This window comes from Arenimonas donghaensis DSM 18148 = HO3-R19 (assembly GCF_000743535.1).
Lineage (GTDB): Bacteria > Pseudomonadota > Gammaproteobacteria > Xanthomonadales > Xanthomonadaceae > Arenimonas > Arenimonas donghaensis.
In genome coordinates this window covers 1-13,715 of sequence record NZ_AVCJ01000012.1, presented here as the reverse complement: position 1 = coordinate 13,715, position 13,715 = coordinate 1, and the positions used below count along the sequence as shown (strand labels likewise).

Annotated in this window: 13 protein-coding genes; 5 read left to right on the top strand and 8 right to left on the bottom strand. The window is 68.6% G+C overall.

The window, feature by feature from the left end; all coding sequences use genetic code 11:
• Window positions 1–2: 2 nt before the first annotated feature.
• Window positions 3–590, bottom strand: a complete 588-nt coding sequence (locus tag N788_RS06385; RefSeq protein WP_034222634.1) for a LemA family protein — start codon at window positions 588–590, stop codon at window positions 3–5.
• Window positions 591–660: 70 nt separating this feature from the next.
• On the opposite strand from N788_RS06385, the gene N788_RS06380 reads away from it, so the two are divergent.
• Window positions 661–1,872, top strand: a complete 1,212-nt coding sequence (locus N788_RS06380; RefSeq protein ID WP_051924435.1) for a serine hydrolase domain-containing protein — start codon at window positions 661–663, stop codon at window positions 1,870–1,872.
• 138 nt (window positions 1,873–2,010) lie between these two features.
• Here N788_RS06380 and N788_RS14835 read toward each other — a convergent pair whose 3' ends face one another.
• The 7 genes from N788_RS14835 to N788_RS06345 form a co-directional block, all read right to left on the bottom strand.
• Window positions 2,011–2,565, bottom strand: coding sequence for a hypothetical protein (locus N788_RS14835; RefSeq protein WP_034223269.1), 555 nt, complete (start codon window positions 2,563–2,565; stop codon window positions 2,011–2,013).
• A 733-nt stretch (window positions 2,566–3,298) separates the two neighbouring features.
• Window positions 3,299–3,694 (bottom strand): glycine cleavage system protein GcvH, encoded by a 396-nt coding sequence (gene gcvH, locus N788_RS06370; RefSeq protein WP_034222631.1) that lies wholly within the window; start codon window positions 3,692–3,694, stop codon window positions 3,299–3,301.
• 83 nt (window positions 3,695–3,777) lie between these two features.
• Window positions 3,778–4,869: a glycine cleavage system aminomethyltransferase GcvT gene (gene gcvT, locus N788_RS06365; RefSeq protein ID WP_034222628.1), complete on the bottom strand. Its 1,092-nt coding sequence runs from the start codon at window positions 4,867–4,869 to the stop codon at window positions 3,778–3,780.
• Between the two features lie 162 nt (window positions 4,870–5,031).
• Window positions 5,032–6,618, bottom strand: a complete 1,587-nt coding sequence (locus N788_RS06360; RefSeq protein ID WP_034222625.1) for an ABC transporter permease — start codon at window positions 6,616–6,618, stop codon at window positions 5,032–5,034.
• Window positions 6,619–6,622: 4 nt separating this feature from the next.
• Window positions 6,623–7,615, bottom strand: coding sequence for an extracellular solute-binding protein (locus N788_RS06355; RefSeq protein WP_034222623.1), 993 nt, complete (start codon window positions 7,613–7,615; stop codon window positions 6,623–6,625).
• 84 nt (window positions 7,616–7,699) lie between these two features.
• Window positions 7,700–8,131 (bottom strand): NfeD family protein, encoded by a 432-nt coding sequence (locus N788_RS06350; RefSeq protein ID WP_034222621.1) that lies wholly within the window; start codon window positions 8,129–8,131, stop codon window positions 7,700–7,702.
• A gap of 3 nt (window positions 8,132–8,134) precedes the next feature.
• Window positions 8,135–9,100, bottom strand: coding sequence for an SPFH domain-containing protein (locus N788_RS06345; RefSeq protein ID WP_034222618.1), 966 nt, complete (start codon window positions 9,098–9,100; stop codon window positions 8,135–8,137).
• Between the two features lie 152 nt (window positions 9,101–9,252).
• On the opposite strand from N788_RS06345, the gene N788_RS06340 reads away from it, so the two are divergent.
• The 4 genes from N788_RS06340 to N788_RS06325 form a co-directional block, all read left to right on the top strand.
• A complete protein-coding gene (locus N788_RS06340; protein WP_034222615.1) occupies window positions 9,253–11,454 on the top strand; it encodes a TonB-dependent receptor family protein in 2,202 nt (733 codons plus the stop codon).
• Window positions 11,455–11,546: 92 nt separating this feature from the next.
• Entirely contained in the window at window positions 11,547–12,119 is a 573-nt protein-coding gene (locus N788_RS06335; RefSeq protein WP_244444096.1) for an RNA polymerase sigma factor, read from the top strand.
• Window positions 12,112–12,681 (top strand): hypothetical protein, encoded by a 570-nt coding sequence (locus tag N788_RS06330; protein WP_034222609.1) that lies wholly within the window; start codon window positions 12,112–12,114, stop codon window positions 12,679–12,681. The genes N788_RS06335 and N788_RS06330 overlap by 8 nt, the downstream gene beginning before the upstream one ends.
• 23 nt (window positions 12,682–12,704) lie before the next feature.
• Window positions 12,705–13,715 (top strand): PDZ domain-containing protein (locus N788_RS06325; RefSeq protein ID WP_034222606.1); only part of this gene is annotated, 1,011 nt, incomplete at its 3' end.

Sequence of the window (13,715 nt, the reverse complement as noted above, 5' to 3'; positions counted from 1 at the left end):
GCCTAGAAGCTGACCTTGGGCGCCTCGCGCTTCTCGGGCTCGGTGATCTCGAGCAGGGCGGCGTGGGCGAAGTTGAACATGCCGGCGATGATGTTCGAGGGGAACACCTCGCGCTTGTTGTTGTAGGCCATGACCGAGTCGTTGTAGGCCTGGCGCGCGAACGCGATGCGGTTCTCCGTGGAGGTGAGCTCCTCGGTGAGCTGCATCATGTTCTGGTTGGCCTTCAGGTCCGGGTAGGCTTCGGCCACCATCATCAGTCGCGAGAGCGCACCGGCCAGGCCCGATTCGGCGCTGCCCAGCTGCGCCATGGCGGCGTCGTCGCCCGGCCGCGCCTTGGCGGCGGCCAGGCCGCTGACCGCGGCGGCGCGCGCCTGGATCACGGCTTCCAGGGTTTCGCGTTCATGCTTGAGGTAACCCTTGGCGACCTCGACCAGGTTGGGAATGAGGTCGTAGCGACGGGTGAGCTGGACGTCGATCTGGGCGAATGCGTTCTTGAAGGCATTCCTGGCGGTCACCAGGCCGTTGTAGATACCCACGCCCCAGAACAGCAGCACCGCCGCCAGTACCAACAGCACGATCAGGCTAGTCATCTTCGAATCTCCCCCCGGGTTGGGACCCTGCCGCGATAGAATGGGCCCGTTCGCCAAGCATACGTCGGTCATGCCAAGCAAGAAAGACAATCCCGCCAGCCACCTCTCCCGCCTGCTCGCCCTGCCGCTGCTCGCCCTCGCCACCCTCGCAGGGGGTGGGCAGGACGCCGCCGCGGCGAACGCGTTCGACGACGAGGCGCGCGAGATCGAAGCCCTCGCCGAACAGATGATGGCGCGCGCACGCATCCCCGGCATGGCCATGGCCATCGTGGCCGACGGCGAAGTGGTCTCGCTCAAGGCCTGGGGCGTCGTCGACAGCAAGCTGCGCGAGCCGGTGACCGTGGATACCTCGTTCCGGGTCGCCTCGCTGTCGAAAGCCTTCGCCGGGACCCTGAGCGCCATGCTGGTGCGCGAAGGGGCGATGGACTGGGACAGCCCGATCGTCAACCAGCTGCCCACCTTCACCCTTCGCGACGGCCAGGCCGCGCAGCAGATCAGCGTGCGGCAGGTGCTCAGCCACCAGGTCGGCCTGGGCTACAACACCTACGACCGCGACCTCGAAGCCAACGAGCCCTACCCGCTGCTGGCCGCCAAGCTGGCCGAAGCGCCGCTCACCTGCAGTCCCGGCGAGTGTTACGCCTACCAGAACATCGCCTTCAGCCTGGTCGGCGACATGGTCTTCGCGGTCACCGGCGACTTCTATGCGGCCCAGGTCGAGAAACGCCTGTTCCAGCCGCTGGGCATGTACGGTGCCACCTTCGGACGCACCGGCCTGGAGTCGAGCCCCAGCTGGGCCCGCCCGCACGTGCGCAGCGGCGGCACCTGGGTGCCGGTGCGGCCGAAGGAAACCTACTACCGCATCCCGCCGGCGGCCGGCGTCAACGCCTCGGCGCGCGACATGGCGCAGTGGCTGATCGCCCAGATGGGCCACCGGCCCGACGTGCTGCCGCCGGAACTGCTCGAGGAGATCCGGACCCCGCAGGTGGAAACACCGGGCGAAATCCGCGGCAGCGGCTGGCGACGCGACCGGCTTCGCAAGGCGCACTATGCGCTGGGCTGGCGCATCTACGACTACGCCGGCCACACCATGGTCTACCACGCCGGTGCGGTCCAGGGTTACCGGGCCATGACGGCCTTCATCCCCGAGCGCGACGTCGGCGTGGTCATCCTCTGGAACAGCGAAAGCACGATGCCCTACGGCCTGCTGCCCAGCACCATCGACCGTGCCCTGGGGCTGCCCGCCCACGACTGGATGACGCCGCCGGCCCGCCGCCGGCGCTGATCCGCGCCAGGGCCAAACCCCATGAAAGCGAACGCCGGCTTTGAGCCGGCGTCTGCGTGCCTTTGGAAAGTCTCCCTCCCCGCCTGGGCAACACGGGGAGAGAGTCCAGCTTTACCGCGTTTGGATGCTCGTCGCGCCTTACAGCGCGGGGGCAACCGGGGCGGCCGGCATCGGTGCCGGCTTCTTGGCAGCGGGCTTGCGCGCCGCTTTCTTCTTCGCAGCCTTCTTGGCCGCCGGCTTCTTGGCCGCCTTCTTCTTGGCCGCCGGCTTCTTGGCAGCCTTCTTGGCCGCCTTCTTCTTGGCCGGCTTGCGGGTAGCCTTCTTGGCTACCTTCTTCTTGGCAGCCTTCTTGGCGACCTTCTTCTTGGCGGCCTTCTTGGCTACCTTCTTCTTGGCGACCTTTTTCTTGGCTGCCTTCTTGGCGGGCTTGCGCGCAGTCTTCTTGGCTGCCTTCTTGGCGACCTTCTTCTTCGCAGACTTCTTGGCAACCTTCTTCTTCGCGGCCTTCTTGGCCGGCTTGCGCGCGGTCTTCTTCGCAGCCTTCTTGGCGACCTTCTTCTTCGCCGGCTTGCGAGCGACCTTCTTGGCTGCCTTCTTCACCGTCTTCTTGGCGGTCTTGGCGGCCTTTTTCACGGACTTCTTAGCTTTCGCGGCCTTTTTGGCCGGTTTTTTCGCAGCTTTCTTCGTAGCCATGGTCAACTCCTCGTCAGTTGGCTTTTGGACTGCCCAGTCTCAAAGGCACCGCCCCGGGTCAGGACCCGGGTCGTACCGCCGCCACGGTCATGCCGGGGCGATCGGATTCTTGCCGGCGCGGGGCGGCGCCGGAAAAACAAACGCCCGGGCCGCAACCGGTCCGGGCGTTGGAAATGGGGGTGTTGCCTGAGGACGAATCCACAATCGCGGAGGGATGTTTGCCCTGATCCACCTTTATGATTTCTTGGGTGGAGTTCGGTGTCGTGGCTCGCGTTGTCGACTCGTTCCTGATCACTCGCTTCCGCAGTTGACATCTGCTGGGCGAAAGCTAATCAGGGGATTTCGGGATGTCAACAACTTTGCACAAAAATTTTCAAGGGGTGTCGGCCGGGTTACGGCCACGCCGACGCCCTCGTCCGGGCGACGGCAGCGTGCCCGCGATCGCGTAAGAAAACCCGCATTGAAAAAAACATCGTAAAAAAAGCCTCCGTTGTCATCGCGCCCGCGTCGCGCGACGTCATGCACCGCACCTGGAAGAGGTCCTGCATGCGTCCGGATGCACGCGAACCGCGGCTGAAAAAAACCTTGCGCCGGCCTGTCCGGAATCGGCGATTGCGCACCGCAAAAAGCAAAAGTGCGCGGATTTTCGACGCGCCTGGCGACCCTTCCGGCACCGGAAAAAACAACGGCCGCCCAGGGGCGGCCGTGTTCGGTGCAACGGGTCGGGCCGGAATCAGTGGCCATCGTCCTCGAGCAGCTGGGCGTAGTCGTCGGGCGAAAGCAGCTCCTTGAGCTGCTCCGGCTCGGAGGGCTCGAGCACGAAGATCCAGCCTTCGCCGAAGGCGTCTTCGTTGATGGTCTCGGGCTTGTCCGACAGCGCCGAGTTGACCTCGACGATGGTGCCGGCGATCGGCGAGTAGACGTCGGAGGCGGCCTTGACCGACTCGACCACGGCGCTGGCGCCGCCCTGCTCGACGGTGTCGCCGACGTTGGGCAGCTCGACATAGACCAGGTCGCCGAGCAGGCCCTGGGCATGGTCGGAAATGCCGACGGTGACGCGCCCGTTGTCTTCGACGCGGGCCCACTCGTGGGACTTGAGGAACTTCAGGTCGCCGGGAATTTCGCTCATGTTCGGGGCCTCGGATGGGGGGGCGGATGGAGTGGCCGCTAGTTTAAACGCGGCCGGGCCGACATGGCACCCGGCCGGGGGAATCAGTCCAGGACGCCGGGCTGGGCGGCGCCGTCGCGCACGAACGGGTACTTCACCACCCGCACCGGCAGCTGCCGGCCGCGGATATCCACGGTGACCTCGCCCGGTTCGCCGGCCGGCACGCGCGCCAGCGCGATCGCCTTGCCCAGGGTCGGCGAAAACGTGCCCGAGAGCACCTCGCCCTGGCCGGCCGCCGTCGCCACCGCCTGGCCGTGGCGCAGCACGCCCTTGTCGTCGAGCACCAGGCCGATGAGCTGGCGCGGCACGCCGGAGGCCTTCTGCGCCTCGAGCGCCTGGCGGCCGGTGAAGTCGCGCCCTTCGTCCAGCGCCACCGTCCAGGCCAGGCCGGCTTCGTAGGGCGTCACCGATTCGTCCATGTCCTGGCCGTACAGCGCCATGCCGGCCTCGAGGCGCAGGGTGTCGCGTGCGCCCAGGCCAGCCGGCTTGACGCCGGCTTCGAGCAGGCGATTCCAGAAGTCCACCGCCATCGCCTCGGGCACGATCACCTCGAAGCCGTCCTCGCCGGTGTAGCCGGTGCGCGCGACGAACAGGCCATCGGCCTCGCAGGCAACGAACTTGCCGAGCTTGCCGGCCGCCTCCGCCGCCGCCGGCGACAGCAGGCCCAGGACTTTCCCGCGTGCGTTCGGACCCTGCACGGCGATGATCGCCAGGTCGCGACGTTCGGTGACGAGCACGCCGAACGGCGCGGCCTGGGCAGTGATCCAGGCCAGGTCCTTGTCGCGGGTGCCGGCGTTGACCACCAGGCGGAAGGCGTCCTCGGCCAGGTAATAGACGATCAGGTCGTCGATCACCCCGCCCTTGTCGTCGAGCATGCAGGCGTACAGGGCCTTGCCCGGCTTCTTGAGCTTGTCGATCGAATTGGCCACCAGCTTGCGCAGGAAGGGCCGGACCTGGTCGCCGCGCAGATCGAGCACGGTCATGTGCGAGACGTCGAACATGCCGGCGTCCTTGCGCACCTGGTGGTGCTCTTCGATCTGCGAGCCGTAGCTGATCGGCATGTCCCAGCCGCCGAAGTCCACCATCTTGGCGCCCAGCGCCCGGTGGGTTTCATTCAACACCGTCTTTTTGCTCATTTGGCTTTCGCTGCCCCACCGGAAAGCCGACATTATCGCAGGATGAAGAGCCCCCTTGGTCAAGGGGGCGCGCCGGCAAGCGCGGGGATCGGGAGGAATGAGCCGGGGCCCGCGATATGCGCAGCAGATCGTGGGGGTGATCCTGCCGCGAATGCGGAAGGATTACCGCTGCTGGCGGACCAGCCACCACACCGGCAGCAGCCCGGCCAGGCACAGCCACAGCGCCGGCCACGCCGCCTGCATCCACAGGCCTTCGCTGGTGTAGGCGTGGATCTTCACCGCCAGGGTGTCCCAGCCGAAGGGACGCAGCATCAGGGTCGCCGGCAGTTCCTTCACCACTTCGACCAGCACCAGCAGGCCGGCCGCGACCAGGCCCGGGCGCAGCAGCGGCAGCACCACCCAGCGCAGCCGCTGCCAGGGCGAGGCACCGAGCAGCCGCGCCGAATCGAGCAGCGACGGGCGCAGCGCGTGGAAGGCGGCGTCGATGGTTTCGTGGCCGACCCGGAAAAAGCGCGCGCACAGCGCCACCAGCACCGCCAGCACCGACGAGCTCAAGGCCAGTGCCGCCAGCCAGGGCGTGGCCCGCTCGGCCGCCACCAGCAGCCACATGGCGCCCACGGCGAGCACCGTACCTGGCACCGCGTAGCCCAGGCCGGCGATGAAGGCCGCCGAACGCACGCCGCGATCGTCATCGCTGCGCCGCGACAGCACGGCGAACACCAGCGCCAGCAGCAGCACCACCGCCGCCGCCATCGCCGCCAGCAGCACCGTGTTCAAGCCGGCTTCGCCCACCTCGGGCAAGCGGCTGCGCACTTCCCAGGACCAGGCCAACAGCTGCGCCACCGGAACGCCGAATCCGAGGCCGACCGTCAGCGCGGCGGCCGCCGTCACCGCCCAGCCCCGCGCTCCACGCAGCGGCCGCCGCGCCGGCGGCAGCAGCTGCTTGCCGGCGTGCCGGGCGCGACCCCGGGTCCAGCGCTCGAGCAGCAGCACCAGCACCACCAAGCCGATCAGCCCGCAGGCCAGCTGCGCCGCCGCGGGCAGCGAGTACAGGCCGAACCAGGTCTTGTAGATCGCCGTGCTGAAGGTATCCACGCCCAGGATGCTGACCGCGCCGAAGTCGGCCAGCGCTTCGAGCAGGACCAGCGACAAGCCGGCAGCCCAGGCCGGGCGCACCATCGGCAGCGCGGCGCGGAAGAACGCCGAGAAGGGACCGTGCCCCAGTGAACGCGCCGCGTCCATGGCGGCGCTGCCCTGGCGCAGGAAGGCCGCGCGCACGACCAGGAAGACATAGGGATAAAGCACGAGCGCCAGCACCGCCGCCGCGCCGGGCACGCTACGCAGTTCCGGAAAGCCCGACGCCGGCAGCCCCAGCGCTCGCCAGGCCGACTGCAGCGGCCCGGCGTAGTCGGCCAGGCCGACGTAGACGAAAGCGACGACGTAGCCGGGCAGCGCCAGCGGCAGCACCAGCGCCCAGTCGAAGATCCGGCGACCCGGCCATTCATAGCGTGCGCTGGCCCAGGCAAAACCAACGCCCAGCACCATGGCGAACACGGCCAGCAGCACCAGCAAGCCCAAGGTGTTGCGGGCGGCCAGCGGCAGCACCTGGTCGAACAGGTGTGGCCAGACCTCCGGCTGCGGGGTCGCGAACGACGTGGCCAGCCACAACGCCGGCAACACCAGCGGTGCCGCCAGCAGCCAGGCCAGCAGGCGCGACCCGCCGCGGCCGCCGGTCGCGCCGGGTGTCATCGGATCAGCGCCAACCCGCGCGGTCCATCAGGCGCACGGCTTCGGCCTGGCGCTGGCCGGCCACGGCGACGTTCACCGGGTCGGGCTTGAACGGACCCCAGGCCGCGACCACCGGGTCGAGCTTCACGCCTTCACGGGCCGGGATCTCGTAGTTGACGCTGGCAAAGTCCGCCTGCACCGAGTCGGAGGCCAGCCATTCCAGGAAGTCGCGCGCGGCGCCCTTGTTCCTGGAAGCGGCGACGATGCCGGCGCCGGATACGTTGACGTGCGCACCGCCGGCGTGCTGGTTGGCCCAGAATACCTGGACCGGGAAGCCAGGTTCGTCGGCCTGCAGGCGACCGAGGTAATAGGTGTTGATGATGCCGACGTCGCACTGCCCGGCGGCGATCGCCTTGGCCAGCAGGGTGTCGTCGGCGAAGGGCGCGGTGGCCAGGTTGGCGACCCAGCCGCGCACGACGTCCTCGGTGCGCTCGGCGCCCATGCGCTCGATCATCGTCGCGACCAGCGACTGGTTGTAGACCTTCTTCGACGAACGCAGGCACAGGCGCCCCTTCCACTCGGGGGCGGCCAGGGCTTCGTAGGTGGACAGCGCCGAGGGCTGCACGCGCTCGGTCGAATAGACGATGGTGCGGGCCCGCTGCGACAGCGCGAACCAGCGTCCCTGCGCATCACGCAGGTGGGCCGGGATGGCGGCGGCGAGCGCTGCGGAGTCGGTCGGCGCCAGCAGGTCGCGTTCGGCGGCCTGCCACAGGTTGCCGGCATCGACGGCCATGAAGATGTCGGCGCGGGTGTTCGCGCCCTCGGCGGCCAGGCGCTCGATCAGCACCGGCGCGCCGTCGGACAACACGCGGATGCGGGTGCCGGTTTCTTCTTCGTAGCGCTCGAACAGCGGCTTGACCAGCGGTTCGCGGCGTTCGGTATAAACGACCAGCTCGGCCGCCTGCAGGGCGGGGGCGGCCAGGCTGGCCAGAAGCAGGGCAATCACGGTGCGGGACATGGACGGCTCCTCGTGGGGACCATCAGATGATAATGGTTCTCACTTCCAACGCCAAGGCGGGGCCGCCGGACGGTGGCGGCGCGTTCAGTCCGCGCCCTGCACCTGCAGCGCCATGTTGTGGGCCGACAGCACCCGCACCCGGGCTCCCACCGGCAGGTCGGGCCCCTCGACCGGCCAGAAGGCATCGCCGATCTTCACCCGGCCGCGGCCATCGACGATGGCCTGGTCGAGATGGAAGACCTGGCCGACCAGCTGGTCGCCGCGGCGATTGAGGTTGGGCTGGTCGCTGGGCTTTTCCCGGCCACGGAAGAACCGGATGTAGACACCGATGGACACGAAACCCAGCACCACGAAGGCAAGCGCCTGCCAGACCAGCGGCAGGTCCACCACCAGCAGCAGCAGGAACATCGCCGCCGCCGCGAACCCCAGCCACAGCAGGAAGATGCCGGGCAGCAAGGCCTCGGCCGCGATCAGCAGCAGCGCCAGCCCCGCCCAGACCACCAGTTCGATGCGCATGGCTCAGCCCCCGGCGAACTTGGCGCGCGGCGCGGGCGTCGCCGGCGGCTCGCCCGATGGCGTGCCGCCCAGCGTCACCCGGGCCAGTTCGGCGATGCCACCGAGCGAGCCGATCACACCGCTGGCTTCCATGGGCATCAGCACGAACTTCTGGTTGGGCGCTTCGGCCAGGGCCTTGAACGCCTCGATGTACTTCTGCGCGACGAAATAGTTGATCGCCTGCAGGTTGCCGGCGGAAATCGCCTCGGAAACCATGCGGGTGGCGTTGGCTTCGGCTTCGGCCAGCCGCTCGCGGGCCTCGGCTTCCCGGAAGGCCGCCTCGCGCTCGCCTTCGGCTTCCAGGATCGCGGCCTGCTTCTCGCCTTCGGCGCGCAGGATTTCCGCCTGCCGGTGGCCTTCGGCTTCCAGGATGTTGGCGCGCTTCTCGCGCTCGGCCTTCATCTGGCGCGCCATCGCATCGACCAGGTCGCGGGGCGGCTGGATGTCGCGGATCTCGATGCGGGTGACCTTGATGCCCCAGGGATTGGTCGCCTGGTCGACGACGTTGAGCAGCTGGGCGTTGATGGTTTCGCGCTGGCTCAGCGATTCGTCCAGGTCCATCGAGCCGATGACGGTACGGATGTTGGTCTGCACCAGGGCGATGGTGGCGATTTCGAGGTTGGACACCTCGTAGGCGGCCTTGGCGGCGTCGAGCACCTGGAAAAAGATGACGCCGTCGACCTTGACCACCGCGTTGTCCTTGGTGATGACGTCCTGGCTGGGCACGTCGAGCACCTGTTCCATCATGTTGACCTTGCGGCCGACGTTCTGGATGACCGGGACCAGCAGGTGCAGGCCGGGGCTCATCGAATGGGTGTACTTGCCGAAGCGTTCGACCGTCCATTCAAAGCCCTGCGGGACCATGCGCACGGCCTTGAACAGCAGTACGACGCCGGCGAGCAGGATGATGATGCCCAGGATTTCCAACATGGCCGCCTTCCCCTGAATTGTCCGGGTCGCAGTCTAAGGCCAAGCCGGCCGAACCGCGCGCGAATGTTGTTGCGAATGATTCTCGACATCAGTACCATTCGCGCAGCCGGCCCGCCCCGGCCCTGCCCCGCGAACATCAATAAGAGAGCCCCATGTCCACCCTGCTCCGCACCGCCATCGCGCTGGCCCTGCTGCCGGCCGCCCCCGCCTTCGCCGCAACCGACGCCGCCACCGACCCCAACCAGGCCCTGGTCCGCCTGGACCGCGTGAACGTGTTCGGCAGCCGCGCGGAAGTCGAGAAGACCGCCGGTTCGGCCCACTACATCGACCAGGCCACCCTCGAGCGCTTCAACTTCCGCGACGTCAACCGGGTGCTGCGCCAGGTGCCGGGCGTCTACGTGGTCGAGGAAGAAGGCTTCGGCCTGCGCCCGAACATCGGCATCCGCGGCTCCGGCACCGACCGCAACAACCGCATCACCGTGATGGAAGACGGCGTGCTGATCGCGCCGGCGCCCTACGCCGCGCCGTCGGCCTACTACTTCCCGACCATGGCGCGCATGCACGCCGTTGAGATCAAGAAGGGTGCGGCGGCCGTGCAGGCCGGGCCGCGCACCACCGGCGGTGCCCTGAACCTGATCTCGACGCCGGTGCCGTCGGAAACCGCCGGCGAACTCGACCTGGCCATGGGCAGCAACGGCAGCTTCCTCGGCCACGGCTGGGTGGGCACCGCGAGCGACAATTTCAGCGGTCTCATCGAAGGCACCCGCCAGCAGACCGACGGCTTCAAGCAGCTCGACGGCGGCGGCGACACCGGCTACGAGCTCAACGACTTCGTCGCCAAGCTGCGCTGGAACAGTTCGCCCGACGCCGCCCACTACCAGCAGGTGGACCTCAAGCTCGGCCGCAACACCCAGGACAGCGACGAAACCTACCTGGGCCTGACCGAGGACGATTTCGCCGCCACCCCGTTCCGGCGCTACGCCGGCTCGGCCCTGGACAACATCACCACCCGGCACAAGCTGTACGAACTTCGCCACCTGATCGAACTCACCGACCACGTCGACCTCACCACCGTCGCCTACCGCACCGAGTTCGAGCGCAACTGGTTCAAGCTCAACGACGTCCAGGGCGTGTCGATCTCGTCGATCCTCGCCGACCCGACCACCTATGCCAGCCAGTACGCCTGGATCAGCGGCCAGGACAGCCCCGCCAACGCCCTGCGCCTGCGCAACAACAACCGCAGCTACTACGCCCAGGGCATCCAGAGCGTGCTGGGCATCGGTTTCGCCACCGGCGCCGCCAGCCATGACCTGGAAATCGGCCTGCGCGTGCACGAGGACCAGGAAGATCGCTACCAGAACGACGACCGCTTCCAGATGCTGGGCGGGGAACTGGTGCTCACCACCGACGGCGCCCCGGGCACCCAGGACAATCGCGTCGGCGATGCCGAGGCCCTGTCCCTGTACGTGCAGGACACCATCGAGTGGGGCAACTGGATCTTCACGCCGGGTCTTCGCTACGAGCAGATCGACCTGACCCGGACCAACTACTCCACCGCCACCGGCCTGCGCGACGTCGTGCTGTCGCGGGTCGAGTCGGACGTGGACGCGCTGATCCCGGGCTTCGGTGCGACCTACCTGGTGAACGAGGACCTGGCCGTGTTCGCCAGCGTGCATCGCGGCTTCAATCCGCCGGGCCCGGGCTCGAACGCCGACCCCGAGGAAAGCGTCAACACCGAATTTGGCCTGCGCTACGGCCGCGACGCCCTGTCGGCCGAACTGGTCGGTTTCGTCAACGACTACTCGAACCTGGTCGGCACCTGCACCGCCTCGACCGGCGGCAACTGCAGCATCGGCGACCAGTTCGACGGTGGCGAGGCCCGCGTCCAGGGCATCGAGGCCAGCGTGGGCTACGACTTCGGCGCCAATGGCCCGGTCGGCATCCCGGTGGCACTGGCCTACACCTGGACCGACGCCGAGTTCCGCAGCAGCTTCAATTCCAGCTTCGAGGAGTGGGAGACCGTGCAGTCGGGCGACGCGCTGCCCTACCTGCCCGAACAGCTCCTGCATGCCAGCATCGGCCTGCAGGGCGAGCGCTGGCGGGTGAACCTGGCCGGCAACCACATCGGCGAAATGCGCACCCAGGCCGGCCAGGGCAGCGTGCCCGCCGACCAGCGTATCGAATCGGTGACGCTGTTCGACCTGGCCCTGGGCTTCCAGGTGACCGAGCGGCTGGAGCTGTACGGCCGCGTCGAGAACCTCTCGGACGAGGTCTACGTCACCGCCCGCCGGCCGGCCGGCCTGCGCCCGGGCCTGCCCCGGACCACCGTGCTGGGCCTGCGCTACAAGTTCTGATCCAACGTCCAGGGACGGGACGCAAGGGCCGGGGGAAACCCCGGCCTTTTTTATGTGCGACGCTTTTGGCTCCCGGCGCATCCAAGACCGATGTGAGCCCACCCTCCTCCTTCGCCATCGACCTGCCCGACCACCTGGTGCACCGCGCCCAGCGCGGCGAAGCCAGTGCCTTCGAGCAGATATACCGGCGCTTCGAGCGCCCGGTGTTCACCCTGGCGTTGCGCCTGACCGGCCAGCGCGAGGAAGCCCAGGACGTGCTCCAGGACACGATGTTCAAGCTGTTCGACCGCATTGGTGAATTCCGCGGCGACTGCCCGTTCTGGGGCTGGCTGCGGCAGATCGCGGTGAACGAGGCGCTGATGCGGCTGCGAAAGCGGAACCGGCAGCCCCTCGCCGAGGACAGCGACGAGGTCGACCTGGAGGCGCACGACGTGATGCTGCCGCCCGCGGCCGCCGACGCGGCCCTGCTGGCGCAGGCCCTGGGCAAGTTGCCCGAAGCCACTCGCAGCGTGATCTGGCTCTACCACGCCGAGGGTTACACCCACGACGAGATCGCTGCCCTGATGGGCAAGACCGCCAGTTTTTCCAAATCCCAGCTTGCGCGCGGCACCCGCCGCCTGCGCGACCTGCTCCGCATCACCCAGGAGGTGACTTCCCATGCCTGACGACATCCGCGAACCCCTGCCCGGCCTGCGCCTGTCCGAGGCCATCGCGCGCTTGCCGCTCGAAGCCCCCGAGCGCAGCGCCTGGCCGCAGCTGGCCGAACGATTCGACGCCGTGCGTACGCGGCCACGCGGTCCGCGCTGGCCCTTCGCGCTGGCCGCGGCGGCCGCCGCCGTGCTGGCCCTGGCGCTGGTGCTGCCGATGCCGCGTGATCGCAACCCCGCCCCGGCACAGGAAACACCGGCCGTGGTTGCCGTCCCCGCCGAAGCCGGCGACCTGGACGAACTGATGGCCGAGTCCGCCCAGCTTGAAGCCCTGCTGGCCACGGTCTCCCGCCACGAAGTGGGCTCGGCCAATACGCTGCTGCTGGGCCTGGAGCTGGAAGATCGCATCGCCCGCCTGGACGACGCCCTGGCCTCGCCCGAGCTCAGCGAATCCGAGCGCACCGCGCTCTGGCGCGAACGCGTCACCACCCTTCGCGACTACGCCAGCCTGCAGGGCACCGCCCAGTGGGTCGCTGTGCAGGGTGGCCAGCTCGACGGCCCGCTGGTCGCCACGTTTTGACTTCACCACCGAGGAATCCCGCCATGAAGATCCGCATGCTGTCCCTGTTCGTCGCCGCGGCGCTTGCCGCCGGGGCCCAGGCCGCCACGCCCGAAGCCAAGGCCGCCACCGAACTTGAACGCGCCCGCGCCGAACTTGCCGAAGCCGCCAAGCGCGTGGCCGAACTCAGTCGCGAAGCCCACCAGGTCCGCGTCGTGGACGTCGAACGCCTGCGCAGCGAAGGAAAGCGCGCCCGGCTCGGCATCGTCATGAGCGCGGAGCCCGGCGAACCGGGCGTGCGCATCGCCGCCGTCACCCCCGAAGGGCCCGCAGCGAAAGCCGGCCTGCGCAGCGGTGACCAGCTGCTGAGCATCGACGGCAAGGCCATCAGCGCCAAGGGCGACGCCGCCATCGACCAGGCCCGCGAGTTGCTGGGCGCCCTGAAGATGGACCAGAAGGTCCGCCTGGGCTACCAGCGCGACGGCAAACCGGCCAGCGCGACGGTGACCGCGGGTGATGCCGCCCGCGTGATGATGTTCTCCGGCGGCGAAAACTGGGAGTTCAAGTTCGAGCACGACACCGAGCGCGCCCACGCGATGCACGAACTGATCGAGCTGCAGGCCCAGCCGCTGATCCACCCCGGCATCGAGATGGAAATCGCGCGCATGGCCAGCGCGCCCTGCCCGCCCGGCGACGACGACTGCACGCCAACCGTGCTGGCCCAGGCCTTCCGCTGGAACGGCCTGAACCTGGCCTCGGTGGACGCCAAGCTGGGCCGCTATTTCGGCACCGATCGCGGCGTGCTGGTGCTCAGCGGCGGCAAGGACCTTGAAGCCTTCGAACCCGGCGACGTGATCCAGCGCATCGGCGGCAAGGACGTGGCGACACCCCGCGACGCCATGCGCGCCCTGCGCGGCCAGGACGCCGGCGAGAAGCTGCAGGTGCAGCTGCTGCGCGACCGCAAGTCGCGCACCGTGCAGGTCACCGTGCCCGAGGCACCCTCGCTGAAGTGGTTCTCGCCGCCCGCGCCGCCTGCGCCGCCCGCCCCTCCGGCT